At 67.1% G+C, this 23,346-nt stretch carries 20 protein-coding genes; 9 read left to right on the top strand and 11 right to left on the bottom strand.

Annotated elements, in window-relative coordinates:
* Positions 1-92: 92 nt before the first annotated feature.
* The 3 genes from rpoD to U5805_RS05110 all read right to left on the bottom strand — a co-directional run bounded on the left by rpoD (position 93) and on the right by U5805_RS05110 (position 3,840).
* Complete coding sequence (gene rpoD / locus U5805_RS05100; protein WP_322102364.1) at positions 93-2,072, bottom strand: RNA polymerase sigma factor RpoD; 1,980 nt, start codon at positions 2,070-2,072, stop codon at positions 93-95.
* 693 nt (positions 2,073-2,765) lie between these two features.
* Positions 2,766-3,212: a GFA family protein gene (locus U5805_RS05105; protein ID WP_322102365.1), complete on the bottom strand. Its 447-nt coding sequence runs from the start codon at positions 3,210-3,212 to the stop codon at positions 2,766-2,768.
* Between the two features lie 274 nt (positions 3,213-3,486).
* Positions 3,487-3,840: an ArsR family transcriptional regulator gene (locus tag U5805_RS05110; RefSeq protein WP_415914538.1), complete on the bottom strand. Its 354-nt coding sequence runs from the start codon at positions 3,838-3,840 to the stop codon at positions 3,487-3,489.
* A gap of 79 nt (positions 3,841-3,919) precedes the next feature.
* Here U5805_RS05110 and U5805_RS05115 point away from each other — a divergent pair, with 79 nt between their 5' ends.
* The 3 genes from U5805_RS05115 to U5805_RS05125 all read left to right on the top strand — a co-directional run bounded on the left by U5805_RS05115 (position 3,920) and on the right by U5805_RS05125 (position 7,421).
* On the top strand, positions 3,920-4,804 hold the full coding sequence (locus U5805_RS05115) for a hypothetical protein (protein ID WP_322102367.1): 885 nt from the start codon (positions 3,920-3,922) through the stop codon (positions 4,802-4,804).
* Positions 4,752-5,036 (top strand): hypothetical protein, encoded by a 285-nt coding sequence (locus U5805_RS05120; RefSeq protein WP_322102368.1) that lies wholly within the window; start codon positions 4,752-4,754, stop codon positions 5,034-5,036. Before U5805_RS05115 ends, U5805_RS05120 begins: the two co-directional genes overlap by 53 nt.
* 192 nt (positions 5,037-5,228) lie before the next feature.
* Positions 5,229-7,421: a tetratricopeptide repeat protein gene (locus tag U5805_RS05125; RefSeq protein ID WP_322102369.1), complete on the top strand. Its 2,193-nt coding sequence runs from the start codon at positions 5,229-5,231 to the stop codon at positions 7,419-7,421.
* A gap of 67 nt (positions 7,422-7,488) precedes the next feature.
* Here the strand turns inward: U5805_RS05125 and U5805_RS05130 are convergent, their stop codons facing one another.
* Complete coding sequence (locus tag U5805_RS05130; RefSeq protein ID WP_322102370.1) at positions 7,489-8,118, bottom strand: TetR/AcrR family transcriptional regulator; 630 nt, start codon at positions 8,116-8,118, stop codon at positions 7,489-7,491.
* Between the two features lie 424 nt (positions 8,119-8,542).
* Positions 8,543-9,802 (bottom strand): LysR family transcriptional regulator, encoded by a 1,260-nt coding sequence (locus U5805_RS05135; RefSeq protein WP_322102371.1) that lies wholly within the window; start codon positions 9,800-9,802, stop codon positions 8,543-8,545.
* 192 nt (positions 9,803-9,994) lie between these two features.
* Between U5805_RS05135 and U5805_RS05140 the strand changes: the two genes are divergently transcribed.
* The 6 genes from U5805_RS05140 to U5805_RS05165 all read left to right on the top strand — a co-directional run bounded on the left by U5805_RS05140 (position 9,995) and on the right by U5805_RS05165 (position 16,216).
* The gene (locus tag U5805_RS05140) at positions 9,995-11,089 is read left to right on the top strand and encodes an NAD(P)/FAD-dependent oxidoreductase (RefSeq protein ID WP_322102372.1); all 1,095 of its coding nucleotides are present in this window, start codon (positions 9,995-9,997) and stop codon (positions 11,087-11,089) included.
* A gap of 45 nt (positions 11,090-11,134) precedes the next feature.
* On the top strand, positions 11,135-11,428 hold the full coding sequence (locus U5805_RS05145; protein ID WP_322102373.1) for an antibiotic biosynthesis monooxygenase: 294 nt from the start codon (positions 11,135-11,137) through the stop codon (positions 11,426-11,428).
* A 279-nt stretch (positions 11,429-11,707) separates the two neighbouring features.
* Positions 11,708-12,217, top strand: coding sequence for a formaldehyde-activating enzyme (gene fae / locus U5805_RS05150; RefSeq protein WP_322102374.1), 510 nt, complete (start codon positions 11,708-11,710; stop codon positions 12,215-12,217).
* Between the two features lie 12 nt (positions 12,218-12,229).
* The gene (locus U5805_RS05155) at positions 12,230-13,264 is read left to right on the top strand and encodes an aldo/keto reductase (protein WP_322102375.1); all 1,035 of its coding nucleotides are present in this window, start codon (positions 12,230-12,232) and stop codon (positions 13,262-13,264) included.
* Entirely contained in the window at positions 13,261-14,700 is a 1,440-nt protein-coding gene (locus tag U5805_RS05160; RefSeq protein ID WP_322102376.1) for an NAD-dependent succinate-semialdehyde dehydrogenase, read from the top strand. The genes U5805_RS05155 and U5805_RS05160 overlap by 4 nt, the downstream gene beginning before the upstream one ends.
* Before the next feature lie 109 nt (positions 14,701-14,809).
* Complete coding sequence (locus tag U5805_RS05165; protein ID WP_322102377.1) at positions 14,810-16,216, top strand: MFS transporter; 1,407 nt, start codon at positions 14,810-14,812, stop codon at positions 16,214-16,216.
* Positions 16,217-16,373: 157 nt separating this feature from the next.
* Here U5805_RS05165 and U5805_RS05170 read toward each other — a convergent pair whose 3' ends face one another.
* The 6 genes from U5805_RS05170 to U5805_RS05195 form a co-directional block, all read right to left on the bottom strand.
* The gene (locus U5805_RS05170; protein WP_322102624.1) at positions 16,374-17,252 is read right to left on the bottom strand and encodes a LysR substrate-binding domain-containing protein; all 879 of its coding nucleotides are present in this window, start codon (positions 17,250-17,252) and stop codon (positions 16,374-16,376) included.
* A gap of 213 nt (positions 17,253-17,465) precedes the next feature.
* Complete coding sequence (locus U5805_RS05175; protein WP_322102378.1) at positions 17,466-18,584, bottom strand: CmpA/NrtA family ABC transporter substrate-binding protein; 1,119 nt, start codon at positions 18,582-18,584, stop codon at positions 17,466-17,468.
* Positions 18,585-18,681: 97 nt separating this feature from the next.
* Positions 18,682-19,266, bottom strand: coding sequence for an ANTAR domain-containing response regulator (locus tag U5805_RS05180; protein WP_322102379.1), 585 nt, complete (start codon positions 19,264-19,266; stop codon positions 18,682-18,684).
* 427 nt (positions 19,267-19,693) lie between these two features.
* Complete coding sequence (locus tag U5805_RS05185) at positions 19,694-21,502, bottom strand: chloride channel protein (protein ID WP_322102380.1); 1,809 nt, start codon at positions 21,500-21,502, stop codon at positions 19,694-19,696.
* A gap of 3 nt (positions 21,503-21,505) precedes the next feature.
* Complete coding sequence (locus U5805_RS05190) at positions 21,506-21,919, bottom strand: helix-turn-helix domain-containing protein (protein ID WP_322102381.1); 414 nt, start codon at positions 21,917-21,919, stop codon at positions 21,506-21,508.
* Between the two features lie 107 nt (positions 21,920-22,026).
* Positions 22,027-23,202 carry an HPP family protein gene (locus tag U5805_RS05195; RefSeq protein WP_415914543.1) on the bottom strand — a complete coding sequence of 392 codons (1,176 nt, stop codon included), beginning with the start codon at positions 23,200-23,202 and terminating at the stop codon, positions 22,027-22,029.
* Positions 23,203-23,346 lie beyond the last annotated feature (144 nt).

The following is a 23,346-nucleotide window of genomic DNA, read 5'->3' on the forward strand; positions in this document are numbered from 1 at the left end:
TCATCGAATAAGCGCACATAAAAAAACAGCCGCCCCTTAGGGCGGCTGTTCCAAAACCAAGGCTGCACAAAACTGCGTGCAATCCGCGCGAATCAACGCTCCAGGAACGGCCGCAGCTTGTCGGCGCGACTCGGGTGCATCAGCTTGCGCATTGCCTTGCTTTCGATCTGGCGAATACGTTCGCGCGTCACGTCGAACTGCTTGCCCACTTCTTCAAGCGTATGGTCCGAAGTCGTGTCGATGCCGTAACGCATGCGCAGCACCTTCGCCTCGCGCGGCGAAAGCGCCTTGAGCGCCTCGTCGATCGCGGCGCGCATGTTCGCATGGATTGCCGCGTCGGCCGGCGACGCCGAACCCGCGTCCTCGATCATGTCGCCGAGCGTCGCGTCACCGTCGTCGCCCACCGGGCTTTCGAGCGAAACCGGCTGCTTGGCGATCTTGAGGATGCCGCGCACTTTCTCTTCGGTCATGCCCATGCGCGCGGCGAGATCGGCCGGGTGCGCTTCCATGCCCGTCTGTTGCAGAATCTCGCGCGAAATGCGGTTGAGCTTGTTGATCGTTTCGATCATGTGTACCGGCACGCGAATCGTGCGCGCCTGGTCGGCGAGCGCCCGCGTCACGGCCTGACGCACCCACCACGTCGCATACGTCGAGAACTTCCAGCCACGGCGATATTCGAACTTGTCCACCGCCTTCATCAGGCCGATGTTGCCTTCCTGGATCAGGTCGAGGAACTGCATGCCGCGGTTCACGTACTTCTTCGCGATCGAAATCACAAGACGCAGGTTGGCCTTGACCATCTCGCCCTTCGCCTGGCGCATCTTCGATTCGGCGACGGTCATGCGGCGGTTGATCGCCTTGATCTGCTGTAGGGAAAGCGAAGCGGCCGCTTCGATTTCGGCGAGCTTGCGCTGCTCGGCTTGAACCGCCGGCAACGCGCGCTCGAGCGACGCACCGTATTTGTTCGACGCGGCGGCGGCGCGCACGCCCCATTCGAGGTCCGTTTCGTGGCCCGGGAACTGTTCGACGAACGCTTCGCGCGGCATGCCGCAGCGGTCCACGACGATGTGCAGCACGTTGCGCTCAATCGCGCGAATCTGCGTGACCTGCTCGTGCAGCAGCGAGCACAGGCGGTCAATCGTGCGAGCCGTGAAGCGGATCGGCGCGAGTTCCTTCTGGATTTCCGCGCAAATCTTCATTTCGGCGGCCGAGGCGCGCGCGTTGTCGTCCGTTATGCACGACATCTGTTCGAACAGCGTGCGCACGCGCGCGAAGATCCCGAGGCTATCCGCCTTGAGCTGCGCGAGCAGCGCTTCGTTCGCCTTGCTGTTGTCGCCGTCGCTGTCTTCGTCGTCGTCCGATTCGTCGTCGTCCGATTCGTCCGAGGCTTGCGCTTCGACTTCTTCGCTTGCGTCGGCGTCGGCCAGCGCGGGTTCCTGCGCGGCTTCGTCGCTGCCGATGCCATCGACGAGTTCGTCGATGCGCATTTCGTCGGCGGCAACGCGGTCGGCGTCGGCGAGAATGGTCGCGACGATCGACGGGCACGCCGCGATCGCCTGGATCATTTCCTGGAGGCCGTCTTCGATGCGCTTGGCAACTTCGATTTCGCCGGCGCGCGTGAGCAGCTCGCTCGAACCCATTTCGCGCATATACATGCGCACGGGGTCGGTCGTACGGCCGAATTCCGAGTCGACGGTCGAGAGCGCGACTTCGACTTCCTCGTCGGCTTCGTCGTCGGCTTGCTGGTCGGCGCGGGAATCTTCGTTCAGCAGCAGCGTGTCGGCGTCGGGCGCCTGCTCGTACACCTGCACGCCCATGTCGTTGAACGTCGCGACGATGGTTTCGAGCGCGGCCGTCTGCGCGAAGTTGTCGGGCAGATGGTCGTTAATGTCGGCGTGCGTCAAATAGCCGCGTTCACGGCCGAGCTTGATCAGCGCGCGCATTTGATGCTGGCGCTTTTCGAGTTGCGAGCTTGCGTCCATTGGAGTCGCATCGCTGCTCTTGTCTTTCGCCGAGCGGCGTGCGGGGCGGGCAGACGAGGTCACCGTGTCGTCCCGGTCATGGCTTGTCAATACAATCTCCTCGAAGGGATAGCCCGACAAGGGCAAAAAGGGTCACGCGCCAGCGGCGTGGCGTCCTGGCGATGACGAAATTGCAGGGGAGTGGGCGGGGGCGCATGCCGGTCCCGCCAAGCGAGCGCCGCACGAGCGGCAGCCTGGATTTTCGTGCAATGCAGAAAGATCGCGTATGGTAGTGCGTTACGGCATGAGAGGCAACCCGAATCGTGGTGTTTGCGGCACATTGGCGCCCTTATTGGCGCCTTCCCAGGGTCGGACCATACCGAAAAGACGCATAAGCCGTTCGCGAATTTTCTGTGAGGCCAATTGGACGTTTCACGCTTGCGATGGTTCGCGTAAAACCTGTCTTTTTCGATATGGTGACGATGGCCTCGTATTCAATTGTTCCCCGTCGTGAATGCGGCGCTGGTGCGCTCCGCATCGCAATTGCATATCCGTTGAACGCACCGCGTCGACGCCGCGTTGACGGCACCCGCGCGCAAAGCTTGCGTGCTGCGTTTCGGCGGACCGGTCGCTAGCGCTGGGACTTGAACCGGGGCGCAAACGCGCTACAAAGCAGCCCAGCCCCGTCGCGCGCCATTTTCAGCCCTCGTGCGTCAGTCAGACGCAGCACGCCGCCGCAATGGCCGGAGCGCGGACCAGGCCCGATTCTTTGTGCAAAGTCGCCGAACCGAACCGGCGAGGGCGTTACGGCGGAAATTCATCGTATTGCGGCAACGTATCGGTGATCTCGAACCACGCCGCTTTCGAGCCGACGAAGATGTGCGCCGTCGGCCGGATGCCGGGCGTATCGACGAGCGTGCCGAGCGTCACATGCACCCACTTGCCTTCACGCACTACGGAATAAAGGCGCGAGCCGCATCGGCCGCAAATCGCGTCGTGCGCCGCCATTGGATCGCCATAAAGCCGTAATTCGGCTTCGCCTTGCGTGAGTCGCAACGCGTCGCGCTCGATGCCGGCCAGAGGCTTGAACGCGGAACCCGTGGCCCGGCGGCAGTTCGAGCAGTGGCAATTGAACGAATAGCGAAACGCGTTCTTGACGGCGTAGCGCACGGCGCCGCACAGGCATTGTCCGCGCAGCACAGCGGCCGACGGTGCGGGAGGGTCAGAAGCGGCGTGAAGATCGGCGGTCATGGTCGGGAGGAGCCAATGTAAAACTTCGCGACGCGACGGCCGGAGCGCCAGGCGTCATCGCATATTTCCTCTGGATTCGCCCATCTTACGCAAGCGCTGCGGGTGCCGCCGCGAGAGTCGAAGGTGAAATTCAAAGGTCACCGTTTATGGGGATTTCGCGTTCTTCTTGCGCCGTCCGACGCGCTTCGGCGCGCTCGCAGGCCGCTACAGGCCGTCCCGGCGCAGAGTCGGTCCCATAAGCGGTTACCTTTTGCGCTTTTTTTCCCGCTACGGGTTACCCCGGCCGCTCCCGCAATTCCTTCAAGCCGTTGATGACGACGAGCAGCGCGCGCCCGTGTTCCTCCGATCCGTCCCACGCCTCGACGATCGCATTGCGCAGCAATTCGTTATAGGCGGTTGCCGGCCGCGCCGCCGCAGGCGCCCTCACACCGTAGAAATTGCATAGCTTATTGAATGACGCGCTGCGTCTCACGCGTTTCCCGCTGGACGCACGCAGACGCGAAACCGTGGGTTGACTCACCCCGGCGAGACGCGCTATTTCACTGGCAGAGCGCGAATCGTCCGCGAGCTGCCGCAGCAGTTCCTGGACCGGAAAACGCGCTGATAAAGAAGTGTCTGGGGCTTCCATGTCATGCATTATACCTATACAGTAACGGTTATTGAATTGCTCGCGAATGGAGCGAGCGGCAGCAACTCCGAGGAAGTCGATGGCACTGAAACACCTACCGCCCACGTTTTGCTGGTCCCGTATCGGGGCCGAGGCAGGCGCTGATCTCCCCACCCTCGTCCTGCGCAAGGAGTGGGAGCGCCGGCTGGGCGGCGGGCGTTTTCTGTGGGGGATCGGTCAGTCGCTCGGCAGCAGCGCGCAGGTCGCGGCGCTGCGCACCGGTTCGCTGCTCGCGCTTTTCTCGGCGGCGGCCGGCCGCCCGCGCAGGGAAGCCGGCAAGCGCGCACCGCAGCCGGACGCGCTGGTCTGGAACGCCTGGGTGGACGCGGGCGGCCAGGTGCGCCAGCTTCCCCGCCACGTATTCGTCACGAGTTCGGCCACGTTGCCGTCGGGCGCCCCGCGCGAGCATTACTACGCGCTCGTATGCGTTTCGCCCACGGAGTTGAGCGTCGGCAGTTCGCTGCGCGTGCATCCGGAGCGGCTGCGCAGCGTGAACACGGGCAAGGCGCCCAGCCCGTCGCAAGGCACGGTCGTGGTCGACTGCATCGAGCGCGACGGCGAGGCGGGCGGCAAGCGTCATCCGCTCGTGTTTTCGGCGGAGCTGGAAGCGCCGTATTTCGTGCGCCTCACGCAGCCCTCGCTCGTCACGGCGCGGGAACTTGCGGCCATTCACGAGGCGTCGCGCATGGGCGACTTCGACACTTATGCCGATCTCACCCGGCGCCTGCGCACCCGGCCGCCGGCGCAGCAAGGGCGCGGTTACACGCAAGATCTGTTCGATGTGCCGCCGGCCGACCACGCCTCGGCGCGGCATGGCGTGCGCAAGGTTTCCCTCGCGGGAGACTGGACCCAGCTCACGATGGAACTGCTCCATGGCGATACACACCCGTTCGCGCGAAGCCGAGGCTGCGCAACGCTTTTTTGAGGCCAGCCGCAATGTCGACCGCGCCTTTCGCGCGCTGCGCGGGGACGCCGGCGCGGGTTCCGGTTCCAGTGCGATTTCGGCCGCCTCCACGCACGGCGCGGCGCAATCCCGGCTCGATCGCGCGCTCGACGAACTCGCGCGGGCGCAGGCCTGGTTCGATTCGGTGACGTTCGGTGATCGCGCGGTGGCGTGTCTGAAATCGCGCTGGGGCGCCGACCATAAGGATCACTAACGCCCTGGTTGCGCCCTGGTTGCGCCCCGGTGGCGTCCCGGTTGCGCGCCCGACGGCCCTCGCCGGCCGCCGCGCTGAGGCGGCTCGCGCACGTTTCGATCCGCGCTTTTGAGACGCGGCGATAATCGGCTGTTATGCGTTTATCGCTCCTCCGTGCGCGGCTCGATGGCGCGAGCGGAAGCGTTTCCGATCATGTCCACTCCCCCCAACATCGACGGCGCGCAAGCGTCGTTCGCCGCCGCCGAGGCGGCCTGGCAGCGCGGTGACACGGCAACGGCCCGCGCGCTGTGCGAGCGCCTTATCGCCGTCAATCCCGATCACGCCGAAGCGCTGAATCTCGCGGGTCTCGTCGAACTCGCGCGCGACCGACAGGCCGCCCGCGCGCTCATTACGCGTGCGCTCTCGGTGCGCGAAGATCCGTCGTTTCTCATGAATTTCGCGATGACCTGCGAGGCCGCCGATCGCGATCTCGCCATTCGCGCGCTACGTCGCGCCGTCGAGTTGCAGCCCGATTCCCCGATCGCGCTCAACAACCTCGGCCATCTCCATGGCGAAGCGGGAGATTGCGAACAGGCGACGCTCTGCTTCGAACGCGCGATCGCGCTGGCGCCGGCGCACGCGGCCATCCACTTCAACTTCGGCACCATGTTGTACAAGGCGGGCGAATTCGCGCGCGCGGAAGCCGTGCTGCGCCATACGCTCGAACTCGCGCCTGGCCACGCGGGCGCCTGCAACAATCTCGCGCAGGTGCTGCTCGCCACGCGTCGCGACGCCGAAGCGCTCGCCATGCTCGAACACGCGCGCACGCTCGCGCCCGATTCCGCGGAGGTGCTCACGAATCTCGGTTGCGTGCTGCTGGGCGCCGGCCGTATCGACGAGGCACAGGCGGCGCTCGAACGCGCGCTCGCGCGCGAACCCGGCCGCGTGTCGGCGTGGAACAACCTCGGCAATCTGAAGATGCAGTTGGGCCGTATCGACGAAGCGCGCGCCGCGTTCCTGCGCGCCATCGAACTGAAGCCCGATTTTGCCGATGCGCTCCTCAATCTCGGCAACGCAAGCAGCAAGGCCGGCCGCATCGAAGAAGCCATCGCGTGCTACCGGCGGGCGATGGCGGCGAATCCCGCGCATCTCGGCGCGCACAGCAATCTGCTCTGGTCGCTGATGTTCGCCACCGACGACGGTCACGCGCTGCGCGCCGAAGCCGAGCAATTCGCGGCGCGCCACGAGCAGGCGCTGCTGACCGCGAGCGTCGCGCGGCGCCACGACAACGCGTGCGAGCCCGAACGGCGGCTGCGCATCGGCTACGTGTCGCCGGATTTTCGCAATCACTGCCAGTCGCTGTTTACCACGCCGCTGCTGAGCCATCACGATCACGCGGCGTTCGAGATCGTCTGCTATTCGCTCGGCGCGCAGACCGACGACGTGACGGCGCAGCTCAAGCGTCACGCCGACCTCTGGCGCGACGCGCACCAACTAGACGACGAACGCCTCGCGCAGCAGATTCGCGACGATCGCATCGACGTGCTCGTCGATCTCACGATGCACATGGACGGTGCGCGGCGCCTGCTGTTCGCGCGCCGCCCCGCGCCCGTGCAGCTTGCATGGCTCGCGTATCCGGGCACGACCGGCAGCCCGTCGATCGGCTGGCGTCTCACGGACCCGTGGATCGATCCCGTGGACGTGCCGCATATCGACGATCAATACACCGAGCGTTCGCTGCGCCTGCCCGACACGTTCTGGTGTTACGACTCGCTGGCGCAGGACATGCCGGTGAATGCGCTCCCCGCGCTTCGCGCCGGGCACATAACGTTCGGATGCCTGAATAATCCCTGCAAGTTGACCGACGCCACGCTGGCGCTATGGTCCGGCGTATTTGCCGCGTTGCCCGATGCGCAACTTCTGCTGATGGCGCCCGAAGGCACGGCGCGCGAGCACCTGACGCAGCGTTTCGCGGCGCACGGCGTCGATGCCGCACGCTTGCGCTTCGTGGGTTTTCAGGCGCGCGCCGATTATCTGCGTACTTATGGGCAGATCGACATCGCGCTCGACACGTTTCCGGCCAACGGCCACACCACGAGCCTCGACGCGTTGTGGATGGGCGTGCCCGTACCCACGCGCTACGGGCGTTCGGCGGTGAGCCGCGCCGGGCTTTGCCTGCTCGCGAATCTCGGCTTGCCGGAACTGGCGGCGCAAAGTGACGCGAGCTACGTTGCCGCCACGACCGCGCTCGCGCGCGACTTGCCGCGCCTTGCCGCGTTGCGCGCCGGTTTGCGCGCGCGCATGGAAAGCTCCGCGCTCATGGACGGCGCGCGTTTCGCGCGCAACATGGAAGCCGCGTATCGGCACATGTGGAAGACGTGGTGCGCCGAGTCCGCGTCAGCATGACGCCATGTCATGCTAAGGATGCCGAAGCAATGAGCCGGTTTCCTCGGCTTGCCTTATTGCATTCGAATTACGCCGATAAATCGACAAGACGCGCCACGGCCTCGCGCGCTTTCGCGGCGACTTCGGCCATGTCGGGCGCTTCGCGATAGCTGCTGATGGCCGCGATCAGATGCGTGCCGATCACGGCGCCGAACAGCATGTCGGCGGTGCGATCGACGTTGATCGGCGCGATGCGCCGTTGCGCGACCAACGCCTCAAGGCGCGCTTCGAGCCACAGCTTGCTGCGGTGAATGCCTTGCTCGTAGTAGTGCTCACGAATCTCGGGAAAGAGATTCGACTCGGCGATCACGAGACGGCACACCGTGACATGACGCTCGCGCAGCACGTAATGAGCGATGGCCTTGAGCGCGGCTTCGAGCGTGTCGTGCGCGCTCGCATTGCCGTTGGTTTCGTCTGATGTTTCGGGCGACGTTTTGTCCGATGTTTCCTCGACAGTCGCCGGGAACGATTCCACGTCGGCAACCAGCGCGCGAAAAAGCGCTTCCTTGGTGGCGAAAACTTCGTAGAGCGTGCGCTTCGAGGTTTCGCACGCGCGCGCGATGTCGGCCATGCTCGTGTTCGCATAACCCGCCTGCCTGAAGAGACGTTCCGCGGCTTTGAGAATCTGGCAGCGGCGTGCCTCGCGCGAAATCGTCACCGGACGGCCACGTCCGCGCGGGGTGGGAACGTCATTGCGCGCTGCGTTGGACGCGCTGTCTGGATCGTTTTCTGGATCGGGAGCGTCGGACGTAGAGGAAACCAAGGAGCACCTTGTGATGGAATCGACCGTTCGCGCGGCTACGCCGGAATGCATGGCGGCGCATGCCACGAGGAAATGTCAGCGAACGCATACTATCAAACTATGCGGATTGCATAAATCAGGGTGCGCGATGGCTGCATCGCCGCGGGGCGCGCGGCGACAAAAGAAAAGCCCGGCGTGAAACTGCCGGGCCCGGCTCATGGCGATGCAACAGGTCGATTCCGCAGGCGAAACGTCGGACTGAAACGTCGAATCGAAACGTCGAGAACGAGTCGGAGGCGTGCCGAATCAGCCGCCGACCCTCGTCACGAATCTCGTCCGCTCAGTGCGTGCGTCCGCTTTCGATCACGCGTGTCGCGGGCGCGACGTCGGCGACCGCGAGGCGCAGCGCGTCGATCAACGCGCGCGCGGCCGGCGAGGGCGTGCCTTGCGCGCGCAGCGTGAGACCGATGTCGCGCCGCGTGTGCTGCAACGGCACGTCGAGGATCGCGAGCTGGCCCGATTCGATCTCGTAATGCAATTGCTGCGCGGAAAGCGCGGCGACCATGTCGGTGCCGAGCAGCAGGCCGCGAATCACGGCGAGATCGGCGGTTTCCACGGTCGGCATCGGCGGCTTGAGCTTGAAGCGCCGGAATTGCGCCTCGAGCAGCCCGCGCTGGGGCGAGTGCGCGCGCGAGAGTATCCACTGCGCGTCGCGCAAGTCGTTCAGCGTGAGGTCGCGCGCGTTCGCGAGAGGATGATCGCGCCGCGCGAGCACGACCATGTCCTCCGACATCAACCGCTCGTTGGCGAGGCCGCTTGCGGCGTCGTTTTCGCGCAGCGCGCCGAGCACGAAGTCGATGTCGCCCGCGCGCAAACCGGCCACGAGCAATTCATAGGCGCTTTCGTCGGTCACGACGCGCACGCCGGGATGCCGCGCCGAAAGCCGCGCGATGGCGGCGGGCAGAATCAGCGTGCGGCCGAGCGGCAGCGCGCCCACCGTCACCGCGCCCTGGATATTGCCGTGCAGCGCGGCGATATCGTCGGGAATATGGCGCAGTTCGTTGAGCGCGCGGCGTACGTGCAGCAAAAAGGTTTCGCCTTCGGCCGTGAGCAGCACGCCGCGCGGCCCGCGATGGAACAGCGTGATGCCCGAGCCGCTTTCGAGCACGCGCATCGCGCTGCTCACGGCGGGCTGGCTGATGCCGAACGCGTTGGCCGTGCTCGGCATGTGACGGTGCCGCGCGAGCGCGACGAACAGTTGCAGCCGCCGCGTGTTGAGCAGATACGCGGGCAGCGTGCCTTCGCCGAGCGCGCGCCGCCGCGCCTGGCGCGCCGCGCACCACTGGGCCAGTTCCTCGAGTTCGCCGAAGATGCGCGCGCAGCGGTCGAGCACGACGCGGCCCACGGCCGTCGGCAGCATGCCCGAAGGCTTGCGCTCGAACAGCGGCGCGCCGAGCGCGGTTTCGAGTTCCTGCACCGAGCGCGTGACGGCCGATTGCGCGCGATACAGGGCCGACGCGGCGCGGGTGGCGCTGCCGGTGTCGGCCACGAGGCGAAAGGCGCGCAAATGCGCGAGGTTCAGAAGTTCGGGCTGGCTCACGGCTCGATGATGTCGTTATGGTGTGAAATCGCTCCGGCTCTCAGTGCCGGCTCGTGTGCTGCCATCGCGCGGTCGATTGCGCAAGTCGATCATGGGTTCGATCACGCAGTCGATCATACGACGCGCGCGGCGCGACACGGCACAATATCGCCATCGACAACACGACTCGCGCGGGCGGGAAAGGGGCAAGGCATGACGGACACGATCGATTGCGTCGTGATCGGCGCGGGCGTGGTCGGTCTCGCGGTGGCGCGCGCGTGCGCCCGGCAAGGCTGGGAAACCGTGCTCGTGGAGGCCGAAAACGCCATCGGCACGGGCACCAGTTCGCGCAACAGCGAAGTGATCCACGCGGGCATCTACTACGCGAGGGATTCGCTGAAAGCGCGCCTGTGCGTGGAAGGCAAACGCAAGCTGTACGCGTACTGCGAGGAAAAAGGCGTGGCGTATCGCCGATGCGGCAAGCTCATCGTCGCGACCGGCGAATCGCAGCTCGACGCACTGCGGGCGATTCGCGCGGCGGCCGCGGCCAACGGCGTCGACGACCTCGCGTGGCTCACGCGCGAGGAAGCGCTCGCGAAGGAGCCCGCGCTGGATTGCGTGGCCGCGCTCGAATCGCCGTCGACAGGCATTGTGGACAGCCACGGCCTCATGCTCGCGCTGCAAGGCGACTTCGAGGCGGCGGGCGGCATGATCGCGTTCTGCTCGCCGGTCGTGGGCGGCGCGGTTCGAGCCGGCCAGCCGATCTTGCTCGAGGTGGGCGGCGCCGAGCCCACGCAACTGCTCGCCACGCGCGTGGTGAACAGCGCGGGCCTCTACGCGCAGCAGGTCGCGCAAACCCTTCGCGGCATTCGCGCCGCGTCGATCCTGCCGTGGCGCTATGCGAAGGGCAACTACTATTCGCTCGCGGGCGCGGCGCCGTTTTCGCGGCTGGTGTATCCCGTGCCGGAGCCGGGCGGCCTGGGCGTGCATCTCACGCTCGACCTGGGCGGCCAGGCGCGCTTCGGCCCGGATGTCGAATGGATCGACGCCATCGACTACACCGTCGACCCGCGCCGCGCCGAGCATTTCTACGCCGCGATCCGCAACTACTGGCCCGCGCTGCCTGACGGCGCGCTCCTGCCGGGTTATGCTGGCATCCGCCCGAAGTTGGCGCAGTCCGGCGACTTTGTGATCCAGGACGCCGGCGAGCATGGCGCGAACGGGCTCGTGAACCTGTACGGTATCGAATCGCCGGGGCTGACCGCCTCGCTCGCCATCGCCGACGAAGTGGTCGAGCGGCTCCGGTGAGCCGCCCGGCAAGCTCAACGTTTAACCGATCGAAAGGATATGCAGATGGTCTACGAAATGGCGCACATCACCGTGAGCGCGGGCAAGAACGCCGAATTCGAGGCGAACGTCGCCAAAGCGCTGCCGCTGTTCCATCGCGCGCGCGGCTGCCGCGCCGTGGAATTGCAGCGCAGCGTGGAGGAGCCGAATCAGTACGTGCTCGTCGTGCAATGGGATAGCGTGGAAGACCACATGGTCCACTTCCGCGAATCGCCCGACTTCCAGGAATGGCGCGCGCTGGTCGGCCCGTTCTTCGAGAAGCCGCCCGCCGTCGGGCATACGGAAGTCGTGGTGAAGTAAGGCGCAATCCAGCGCCGTAACCCCAGGCCGTAACCAACGCCGTAACCGAAGGCCGCACCGAAGGCCGCACCGCAGGCCGAAAAAAGCCTCGATCCAGCGCCGCCGCTCGCCGCCGCCCTTGCGCCGCCAGGGCGCGCGGCGAGCGCTCCCATCAGCAATAACCCGGATATGAGTTAATCTCACGCCCCGCCGAGAAATCATCGATTCATCCGCCGCGCGGCGCCCGCGCACAATCCGTCCACGATTTTTCCTCAAGAAAGACAGGACAGGAGCAGACGGATGGACAAGCAGCTTTTCATCGGCGAAGGTTTCGAAGGCCCGGGCGTCAATCTCGCTCATATCAACGTGCTGGTCGGCCCGCGCAACGGCCCGGCCGGTCAGGCGTTCGCCACCGCGCTCGCCACGCCCTCGGCCGGTCACGCGCCGTTCGTCGTGATCGCGCAGCCGGGCGTGCCGACCAAGCCGCTCACGCTTTACGTGAACAAGGCGCAGATCGAAGGCGACTTCCACGGCAACGCCACCTGGGGCGCCTCGCAGGCCGGCATCGCCAAGGCCGTTGCCGAATCGCTCGAAAACGGCACGCTGCCGCCCGAAGCCGAGAACGACTGGGTGGTCGTGTCCGCGAACTGGGTCAACCCCAGGACCGACGACCTCGACGCCGTGTTCGAGAACAACTACCGCGCCTGCAAGAACGCCATCGTCGCCGCAATGGAAGGGCTGCCGCGCAAGGCGGACGTGTTCGCCGCCGCGCGCGACGTCTCGAACCCGTTCTACACGCCGAAAAAGTAAGGAGACCGCCAAATGGAATACGTGCGTCTCGGCCAGTCGGGCCTGAAGGTTTCGCGTTTGTGCCTCGGCACGATGAACATGGGCACGCCGGACTGGAAGCCCTGGATTTTCGACGAAGCGCAGAGCGAGCCGATCGTGCGCCACGCGCTCGAAGCGGGCGTGAACTTCATTGATCTCGCCGACTTTTATTCGACCGGCGTGGGCGAGGAGGTCGTCGGCCGCATTCTCAAGCGCCTTGCGCGCCGCGAGGAAATTGTCGTGACCACCAAGGTGGGCTACGACATGGGCGCGTACCAGAACGCGGGCGGCCATTCGCGCAAGCACGTGATGGACGGCATCGACGGTTCGCTCAAGCGCCTCGGCATGGATTACGTCGACATCTTCATGCTCCATTACTTCGACGTGAACACGCCCGTCGAAGAAACCATGGGCGCGCTCGACGACATCGTGCGCTCGGGCAAGGCGCGCTACGTGGGCGTTTCGACCATGTACACGTGGCAGTTCGCGAAGATCATGCAGGCCTGCGAGAAGAACGGCTGGCACAAGCCGATCAACATGCAGTTGCAACTGAACGCCGCGTATCGCGAGGAGGAGCGCGAAATGATTCCGTACTGCGTGGATCAAGGCGTGGGCGTTTCGGTGTTCAGCCCGCTGGCGCGCGGTTTGTTGTCGAGCGATCCGAACTCGACGCGCAACCAGACCGACTTCTTCACCGCGCAGATGTACGGCGATACGGCTTCGCGCGAGATCGCCGCTTCGGTGGCGCGCGTGGCGCGTGCGCGCGGCGTGACGCCCGCGCAGATCGCGCAGGCGTGGGTGCTGGAGCGCGCGGGCGTGTCGAGCATGCTGGTGGGCGCGGATTCGCCGGCGCAGTTCGACAGCGCGCTCGCCGCGCTCGCAACTAAGCTCACCGACGAAGAACACTACGAGATCGACCGCAACTACACGCCGTGCGATCTCATCAACGACTACACGGCGGGCCGCCGCGTGCCGCGCGAGCCGCGCCCGGCGCAGTCGCTCGCGGAACTCGGCCAGGAGGCGGCATGAGCGATTTTCTGCGCACCGGCCATTACATCGACGGCGCCTGGCGCACGGGCGCGGCCACCTACGCGGTTCGCAATCCGGCCACGGGCGAGGTGATCGCGCAGGTCGCGAAGGGCGGCGCGGAAGAAACGAGCGAAGCCATCGCCGCCGCCCAGCGCGCCTTTCCGGCCTGGCGCACGCTCACGGCCAAGGAGCGCGGCGCGCGCGTGAAGCGCTGGGGCGAGCTGATGCTCCAGCATCGCGACGCGCTCGCGGAACTGCTCTCGCGCGAACAAGGCAAGCCGCTCGCCGAAGCGCGCGGCGAAGTGGCCTACGCGGCCAGCTTTCTCGAATGGTTCGCCGAAGAAGCGAAGCGCAGCTACGGCGACGTGATTCCGAGCCCGAAGCCCCATTCGCGCATCGTCGTGACGCGCGAGCCCGTGGGCGTGGTCGCCGCCATCACGCCGTGGAATTTCCCGCTCGCGATGATCACGCGTAAAGCCGGCCCGGCGCTGGCGGCCGGTTGCACGATGGTGCTCAAGCCGTCGGAGGAAACGCCGTTGAGCGCGTTCGCGCTCGCCGTGCTGGCGGAACAGGCCGGCGTGCCCGCGGGCGTGTTCAACGTCGTGTCGGGCGACGCGGTGGCGATCGGCAACGCGCTCACCGAGTCGCCGGTCGTGCGCAAGCTCTCGTTCACAGGCTCGACGCGCGTGGGCAAGCTGCTCGCGCGCCAGTCGGCGGACACGCTCAAGAAGCTCTCGCTCGAACTGGGCGGCAACGCGCCGTTCATCGTGTTCGACGACGCCGATCTCGAAGCGGCCGTGCAAGGCGCCATCGCCTCGAAGTTCCGCAACACCGGGCAGACCTGCGTGTGCGTCAACCGCTTCTACGTGCAGGACGGCATTTACGACGCGTTCACGCAGGCGCTCACGAAAGCCGTGCGCGAACTGCGCGTGGGCAACGCGCTCAAGGGCGAATTCGATCAGGGGCCGCTCATCAACGAGGCCGCGCTCGCCAAGGTCGAAGCGCACGTCGCCGACGCCCAGCGCCACGGCGCGCAAGTGCTCACGGGCGGCAAGCGTCACGCGCTCGGCGGCACGTTCTACGAGCCCACGGTGATCGGCGGCGCGACGCGCGAGATGCTGGTCGCCGACGAGGAAACCTTCGGCCCGGTGGCCGCGTGCTTCCGCTTCGGCACGGAACAGGAAGTGATCGCGCTCGCCAACGACACGCCCTACGGTTTGTCGGCGTACTTCTACACGCGCGATCTCGGCCGCGCGTGGCGCGTCTCCGAGGCGCTGGAGTCGGGCATGGTCGGCGTCAACGACGGCATCATCTCGACCGAGGTCGCGCCGTTCGGCGGCGTGAAGCAGTCGGGCCTCGGCCGCGAAGGCTCGAAGTACGGTCTCGACGAATACCTCGAACTCAAGTACGTGCTGATGGCCGGCCTCGACCGCTAGCCGTCGCGCGCGCCGCCCGCCGCGCCGCCGGCGCGTGCGGCGGCGCGCTTTCATCGATTACGGCCCGGGCTCTCGCGCGCGGCCGACAAGAACATGGCAGGGAGACAGCATGAGCCAACCACAGATCCTTCCGTCCACGCTCGACGAAACGAGCGCCGACGCGCCGCCGCGCGAGCCGGTGCATGAAGCCGGGCGCGCGCACGGCCCGCAGCGCATTGCCTTCGACGACATTCCCGTCAACCGTTTCCACATCAAGATCGCGGGCCTGACTTTCGGCGCGCACTTCACGGAAGGCTATGCGCTCGGCACGATCGGCTACGCGCTCGCGTCGCTCAACCGGCAGATGCCGCTCGACACGTTCTGGACCGGCATGGTGGGCAGCGCCGCGCTGATCGGCGTGTTCCTCGGCAGCCTCGTGTTCGGCCGGCTTTCGGACCGCATGGGGCGCCAGCGCATTTTCATGCTGAGCTTTCTCATCATCACCGTGGCGGCGTTCGCGCAGTTCTACGTGAATTCGCCGGCGATGCTGTGCGCGCTGCGCGTGCTGATCGGCATCGGCATGGGCGGCGACTTCGCCGTGGGCCACACATTCCTCGCCGAATTCTCGCCGCGCAAGCATCGCGGCACGCTGCTCGGTTCGTTCAGCGTGATCTGGACGATCGGCTATGTGGTCGCGAGCGTGCTGGGCATTTATTACGCCGATGCCGCGCCCGACGCGTGGCGCTGGCTGCTCGCCTCGGCCGGCGTGCCCGCGCTTGCCGTGTTGGTCGCGCGCATGGGCACGCCCGAGTCGCCGCGCTGGCTGCAAAACCAGGGGCGCCACGCCGAAGCGAACGCGATCGTGCTCAAGTATTTCGGCCCGAACGCGGTGCTCGACGTGCCCGCGGACACGCCGAAGCACGCCAACGACGGCTTCGCGCGCCTCTTCAGGCCCGACATGCTGCGCCGCACGCTGTTCAACTGCACGTTCTTCGTGTGCCTCGTGATTCCGTATTTCGCGATCTACACGTTCCTGCCGTCCGTGCTGAAAGCCGTGCATCTGAACGAAGGCTCGGGCGCCGACTTCCTGCTCAACGGCTTCCTGATCTTCGGCGCGCTGCTCGGCATCTGGCTGATGGTGCGTCTGCCGCGGCGCACGTTCCTGATCGGCTCGTTCGCGATCTGCGCGGGCTCGCTCGCGATGCTGAGCTGGCTGCCGGACTCCGCGCGCCTCGGCATGATCGTGGCGTTCGCGGTGTTCACGGTGACGATGTCGGCGTTCTCGAATCTCGTGGGCGTGTATCCGCCCGAGTGTTTTCCGACTTCGGTGCGCGCCTGCGGCGTGGGCGTGGCGATCGCGTGCAGCCGGCTCGGCTCGGCCATTGGCACGTTCCTGCTGCCGCTCGGCATCGCGCAGCTCGGCTTTCACGCAACCATGATGGCGCTCGCGGCCGTGTTGATCGTCGGCATGATCGTGTCGATCATGTGGGCGCCGGAAACGAAGCATCTCACGCTCAACCAGGCGAGCCACGGTTAAGCCGCGCTGTTTTCCGGCGCGCTGTTTCGGGCGACAGGAAAGCGCCGCCTCGCGAATGCGGGCGGCGCTTTTTTTTTTCGTCGCCCGCGGTTGTGCCGAGGCGTTTTCTGCGCGTAGTCAGCGCGTTTTCAGCGCGTGCTGCCTCGATCCCGAAGCGTTATTCGGCGACCAGAATCTGCTGCCGCAGCCAGTCGGCGAACGCCTGAACGTGCGCGAGTTGCACGTCCTCGCGCGCGATGTCGAGCCAGTAGCCGTAGGGGCCGTCCACCTGCACGTCGGAGAATGCCACGAGCGTGCCTTCGGCCAGTTCCTCCGTGATCATGTTGCGATCGACGATGGCGAGGCCCGCGCCCTTGCGCGCGGCGTGAATCGCCTGTTCGAGCGTGGAGAATTCGATGCCCTCGCGCGCTTCGTCGTCGTCGAACGGGATGCCCGCGCTCGCGAGCCAGTCGGGCCAGAGATTGAGGCGCTCGCCGTCGTGCAGCACGTGCAGGCGCGGCAGCGTGCGCAGCAGCGTCTCGAGCGGCGCGCCCGCGAGCTTGGGCGCGCCCACGAGCGTGTGGCGCTCCACCGCCATCAGTTCGGAATATGCGCCCGAGAGCGGTTCGCGGCCGAAGCGGATCGTGCAGTCGGCGTCGGCGTGCGGCGCGGTGCGCACCGAAAGATCGGCGTCGGGCAGCGCGGCCGAAAGCAGCGGCAGGCGCGGCGAGAACCATTGCGTGGCGAAGGTGGGCGGCAGCGCGAGCACGAGCCGCCTGCGCGTTTTCTGCGCCGAAGAAAACGCGCGCGTGCCGCGCTCCAGCGTGTCGAACGCCTCCTTCACGCACGGCAGGAGGCGCGCGCCCGCCGCCGTGAGCTTGATGCCGCGATGATCGCGCTCGAACAGCTTTTCGCCGAGCGATTCCTCGAGAATGCGGATCTGGCGGCTCACGGCGCCTTGGGTCACGCACAGCGACGCGGCGGCGCGGTTGAAACTCAGGTGTTGCGCGGTTTCTTCGAAGAAACGCAGCGCAATCAGGGAAGGAAGACGTCGCATAGGCATCACACGCTCAATGCCGGCGCCGCAGGCGCCCTCACGGGGCGCGGCGAGGCTGCGCGCCGGCGACGCGCAACGTACGCCGGAAGCCGGTCAGCGTCAAGCTGCGCGTAGCCCTAAGGCGATTCCGGCCGGGTGCGCCGCGCGCGCCGGGTCGCCATCGCGCGCGTGCCGAGCGGGGGATCGAGCGGAATCAAGCGTGATCAAGCGGCCTCAGGCGCGCACGTCGAAGCCGTCTACGTAGCGCGCGGCGTCGCCGCCGTCCCAGACGCGGCCGTCGACGAAAGGCCGGGCGGCGGCGGCCGGCGGCACCGCGACGTGAATCCGCGCCGCCGCCTCGCGATAGAGCGCCGTCTGGTTGAGCGCCTGCGCGATCTCGCGGTAGTCGCCGCGGCGCGCGAGCATGCCCCATCTTTCGAATTGTGTCAGAAACCAGACGCCTTCCGACTCGTGCGGATAGTTCACGCGCCCCGCCTCGAAGAACTGCATCGAGGCCGGCAAACCGGCGCTCAACCCGCCGGCGATCAGCGCGGCATCGACGTCGAGCATTTCCGGCCGCGCGAGCCATTGCGCGATTTCGTCGCGATTGCCCGCGCCGTCGAGCCAGCGGCACGCTTCGAGCATCGCGCGCACGAGCGCGCGCGCCGTGTTCGGATAACGCGCGACGAAATCGCGCCGGCAGGCGAGCACTTTTTCGGGGTGATCGGGCCAGATTTCGCCGCTGCGGATCGCGGTGCGGCCCACGCCGCGCGCCTGTGCGAGCGACGGCCACGGTTCGCCGGCGCACAGGCCGTCGAGCTTGCCTTCGGCAAGCGCGGCCGCCATTTGCGGCGGCGGAATCACGACGCTTTCGATGTCGCGCAACGGATGCACGCCTTGCGACGCGAGCCAATAGTACAGCCACATCGCATGCGTGCCGGTCGGGAAGGTCTGCGCGAACACGGGCTTGCCGCCGAGCGCGGCGAGCGCGCGCGGCAGCGTGCCGTGCTCGGCGAGCGCCGCGGAAAGACGGTTGGAAAGCGAGATGGCCTGGCCGTTGCGGTTGAGCACCATCAGCACGGCCATGTCGGTTTGCGGCGCGCCGAGGCCGAGCTGCACGCCGTAGACCAGCCCGTAAAGCGAATGCGCGGCGTCGATCTCGCCCGTGATGAGCTTGTCGCGCAACGCGGCCCACGAGGGCTGGCGCGAGAGTTCGAGCGTGAGGCCGTGCGCGTGGCCGAATTCGAGCAGCTTGGCGGCGACGAGCGGCGCGGCGTCGGCGAGCGGCACGAAGCCGATCTTTAGATGCGTCTTTTCGGGCGCGGCGGTTTGCGGTGTGGTGGTGGCGTTCATGGGCGGCTCTCGATGCTGCGCGTTCCCTGGCGTGCGTGCGCTTGCGCATGCTCGCGCGTGCCGCGCGCGGCGGCGTTTCCGTTTCCGTTCGCGTTCGTCATGCGTCGCGCGGCGGCGCCTCGGCCGCGGCGACGATCTGGCGCGCGACTTCGGCGAGCTTCAGGCTCTGGTTCATCGCGCGCTTGCGCAGATGCGCGTAAGCGGCGGGCTCGGTCATTTTCTGCTGCTCCATCAGAATGCGTTTCGCGCGGTCGATCAGCTTGCGTTCGGCGAGTTCGTTTTCGGCCTGCGTGAGACGTTCGCGCAGTTGCGCTTCCTGCGCGAAACGCGCGAGCGCGACTTCGAGAATCGGCGCGATGCGCTCGCCCGCGAGACCTTCCACGAGATACGCCGTCACGCCCGCGCTCACGGCCGAGCGGATCAGTTGCTGATTGGCGTCGTGGCTGAACATCAGCACGGGGCGCGGCGCCGTGGCGTTCATCACCGCGAGCTGTTCGAGCGTGTCGCGCGAGGGCGATTCGGTGTCGATGATGATGACGTCGGGCCGCTCGCGCTCGACGACGCGATGCAGCGCCTGCGGCGTGGCGGGCTCGGGCAGCATGTCGTAGCCGAGTCTGGCGAGCGCGTCGCGCAGGTCGCCGATCGGCTTGTCGGTGTCGGTTACGAGCAGTACGCGCAGCATGGAAATTCTTCGGTCGACGGCATGACGTCTTCGACGGTTATCGGTATCGGTTCGCGGCAGCGGACAAACGGTGCGGCGCGCGTCAGCGTGAACGCAAACGGTATCTGCAAGGTGCGTGCCAGTGCGGTGTGCGAGCGCGCGGCGGCGTGGGCAGGGAAAAGGCGGGGAAAAACGCGGAAAACGCGGGAAAACGCGCGGTATATACGGCCAATACGCGGCCAATACGCGGCCAATGCGCAAGAGCGCGCGACGCAGGCGGCGCAAGGCGCGAGCGGGACGCCGCGTGATGCACTGCAACAGTGCGGGCGAATCGTGACCGCACCAGCGTGGCGCAAGCAGTTGCAAGTCACGCGGAGAAAGTCACGCGGAGAGACAGCGCCGCCGCGCGCCGCGCGCGCAGCGCTGCCTTAGCCGGATCGCGCAAGCCTCAGCCCGCTTTGCGCACCGGCGGAAAACGCCGCTTGTTGCCGCCGCCGATCGCGATGCGCCGAAAGCGCTCCTTCTTGTGCTCTTCCTCGAAATGCGAGAGCGAGAGCTTCACGAGATCGCTGCGCGAGACGATGCCCACGAGCCGCCGCGTCTCGCGATCGGTGACGACGGGCAGGCGCTCCAGCCCGTGGACCGCGAGACGCGTGGCGATCTGGCGGCAGGTCTCCTCGGGCAGCGCCACGTCGGGCGAGCGCTGCGCGAGCAGCGCGCCGAGCGGCGTGTCCAGCGCTTCGGCGGCGCCGCTCGCGCGCGCGGCGTCGAGCAGCGCGCGGTCGACCATGCCCAGCACCGCGCCGTCGTCGCGCACCACGGGCCACGCGCGATGCCGCTGCGCCGGGCCGAAATGGCGCGCGAGCGCGTCGCGCACGCTCACGTCGGCGCCGATGGTGTCGACGTCGGCCGTCATCACTTCGTCGACATAATGGCGCTCCAGCGGATCGACGCCATATTCGCGATAAATGTGATAACCGCGCCGCGCGATCTTCTCCGTCATGATCGAGCGCTTCATGACGATGGTCGCGAAGCCGTGCGCGACCAGCGTGGCCGCGAGCAGCGGCAGCAACGCGTTGCTGTCGTGCGTGAGGCCGAACGCGAACACGATGGCCGTGAGCGGCGCGCCGAGCGTGGCGCCCAGCGTGGCGGCCATGCACACGAGCGGCCACAGCGCGGGGTCGCTGCCGGGCAGCACGTGGCTCAGCACGCAGCCCAGTCCCGCGCCGAGCATCAGCAGCGGCGCGAGCACGCCGCCCGACGTGCCCGAGCCGAGCGCGACGACCCAGATCACGGCTTTCACCACGAGAATGGCGAGCGCCGCCTGCAAGACGATGTGTTGATGCAGCAAGTCGCCGATCACGTCGTAGCCCACGCCGAGCGCGCGCGGCTCGATCAGGCCGCCGACGCCCACCACGAGACCGCCGAGCGCGGGCCACCACGACCAGTGCAGCGGCAAATGGCCGAACAGATCCTCGACCTTGTAGAGCGCGGCCGACAAGCCCGCGGCGAGCGCCCCCGAAAGCAGTCCGGCGATAAGGCACGAAACCAGCGCCAGCGCGTGCGGCGTGCCGGTTTGCAGCGCGAACAACGGCTCGGTGCCGAAGAAGATCGCGCGCGCGAAACCGGCCACGGCGCATGCAAGCGCGACCGGCAGAAAGCTGCGCGGCCGCCATTCGAACAGCAGCAATTCCACCGCGAGCAGCACGGCCGCGACCGGCGTGCCGAACACGGCCGTCATGCCCGCCGCCGCGCCCGCGACGAGCAGCGTCTTGCGCTCGGCCGAAGTGAGGCGCACGCACTGCGCGATCAGCGAGCCGATGGCGCCGCCCGTCATGATGATCGGGCCTTCCGCGCCGAACGGGCCGCCGCTGCCGATCACGATGCCCGACGAGAGCGGCTTGAGCACCGCCACTTTCGGCGACATCCTGCTCTTGCCGAACAGGATCGCTTCGATGGCTTCGGGAATGCCGTGGCCGCGAATTTTTTCGGAGCCGAAGCGCGCCATCATTCCGACGATCAAGCCGCCCGCCACGGGCACGACGATCACCCACGCGCCGAGCGTGTTGAGCGCCGGCGAATGATCGGCGAACGAAAGCCGGCCGAAGAAGAACAGATTCGTGAACCCGTGAATGAGGCTCAGCAGCACGAACGCGGCGAGCGTGGCGAGCGCGCCGATCGCCGCCGCGAGCGCGCTGATGCCGGGCAGCCGCGCCTTGGCGGAGAAGTCGCGTTTGTGTGAATCGTCGGAATGCATGGTCTAGAGATCGATTTGCGGAATGGTGAACGCGCCGTCGAGCGACCTGAGTTCGGCGCGATGCAGTTCGGCGAGGCGCGCAAGCAGCTTTTCCCCGGCGGCGAGCAAATGCACTTCCACCTGGCGGCGGTCGCGCTCGCTCACGCGGCGCTCCACGAGTTCGAGCGCCTCGCAGCGCGAAACCAGCGCCACCACGCCGTGATGCTGCGCTTGCAGGCGTTCGGCCAGCTCGCCGATGGTCGCCCACTCGCGCTTGGGATACCCCTTGATATGCAGCAGCAGCAGATATTGCAGCGGCGTGATGCCTTCGCCTTGCGCGGCCTGTTCGGAAAAGCGCTCGAAACGCCGCATCTGATAGCGGAATTCGGAAAGCTGCTCGAAGTCGGCTTTCACGAGGTTGCGCGCGGGTTTTTTCATCGGAAGTCCAGGATTCGTTTCAGTCTCCTAATATATCACGACATGATATTTATGGCCGTGAAAGCGCGTGGGGCGGCGTTTCCATCCGGCGTGTCGTTACGTCTTTCCTACGCGCTCGCGCGTTGCGGCGGGCGCGCGCGCTGATACAGGCCCGAGATCAGATCGGCTTGCGTGACGATGCCCGCGAGGCGGCGCTCGCGGTCGATGACGGGAACGTGGTGGTGCCCGCGCCCCGCGAAAATGCGCACGAGTTCGACCACGGGCGTGGCGGCTTCCACCGTGCGCACCTGCGTGGTCATCAGCAGCGAAACCTTCACGCCGCCGGCGTGCGGGCGCAGCGTCGGCAACAGCGCGTGCAGCGCCGCGCGCAGCGGATGGCGGTGCGCGCCCTGGTCGGCGAGATCGGCGCGCGTGACGATGCCTTTGACGTGACGCTGCGCGTCCACCACGGGCAGCGCCTTGACGTCGTGCCGCCTGAGAAGCGCGCGCGCTTGTTCCACCGTGGTGGCCGGCGTGATGCTGACGACGTCGCCCGACATCACGTCGGCGCAGGTCAGCTCGCCGAAGCCACGCGCGTAGGCGCGAATTTCGGCGTCGCGCAGGATGGTTTCGAGATCGTCGGTGTCGATGTCGAGCAGTTCGTCGCGATCGCGCAGCACGGCTTCGAGATCGGCGCGCGAGAAGCCGGCTTGCGTGGGCGCGCCGTCGGCGCTGCTGGCGTTTTTGGCGCTCGCGGCTTTCGGCGCGCGCGCCGCGTGCGGATAGCGATGGCCGCTCACGGCGTGCCAGACGAGCGCGCTGCCGAGCAGCAGGAACGACTGCAACGCGACCGGCGCGAGCACGAAGCGGTAGCCGAGCGCATGCACGGCGGGGCCGCCCAGCACGGCCGTGAGCGCGACCGCGCCCGAAGGCGGATGCGCGCAGCGCAGCGTGAACATGGCGCAAATGGCCACGCCCACCGCCACGGCGGCGGCCGTAACGGGATCGGCGATCCACGTGGCGGCGGCCACGCCGACCGTCGCCGAAACCAGATTGCCGCCGATGATGGACCACGGTTGCGCGAGCGGGCTGGACGGCACGCCGAACAGCAGCACGGCGGAAGCGCCCATCGGCGCGATCAGGAACGGCGCGCTGGACGCGCCCGGCAGCCGGTGCGCGACGAAGCCCGTCACCGCGATGCCGGCGAGCGCGCCCAGCCCCGCGCGCACGCGCTCGCGCCAGGTGACGGTGATGCGCGAGGGCACGAAACGGCTGAGCCAGCGGAGCGCCTGGAAACGGGACACGGTCATGCGGTCTGGTATGCGGTCGTCAGGATAGGGTCGTCAGGATAGGTCGATGCGCGGAAGCCGCGATTATATCGCAACGTGATATATATCGCGTCAATATGTCGCGCGCCGCGCAGGGCGGGGCTTTCGAGCCGATGCGGC

Origin of the sequence: Paraburkholderia sp. J41 (genome assembly GCF_905220235.1) — a bacterium.
Taxonomy (GTDB): domain Bacteria; phylum Pseudomonadota; class Gammaproteobacteria; order Burkholderiales; family Burkholderiaceae; genus Paraburkholderia.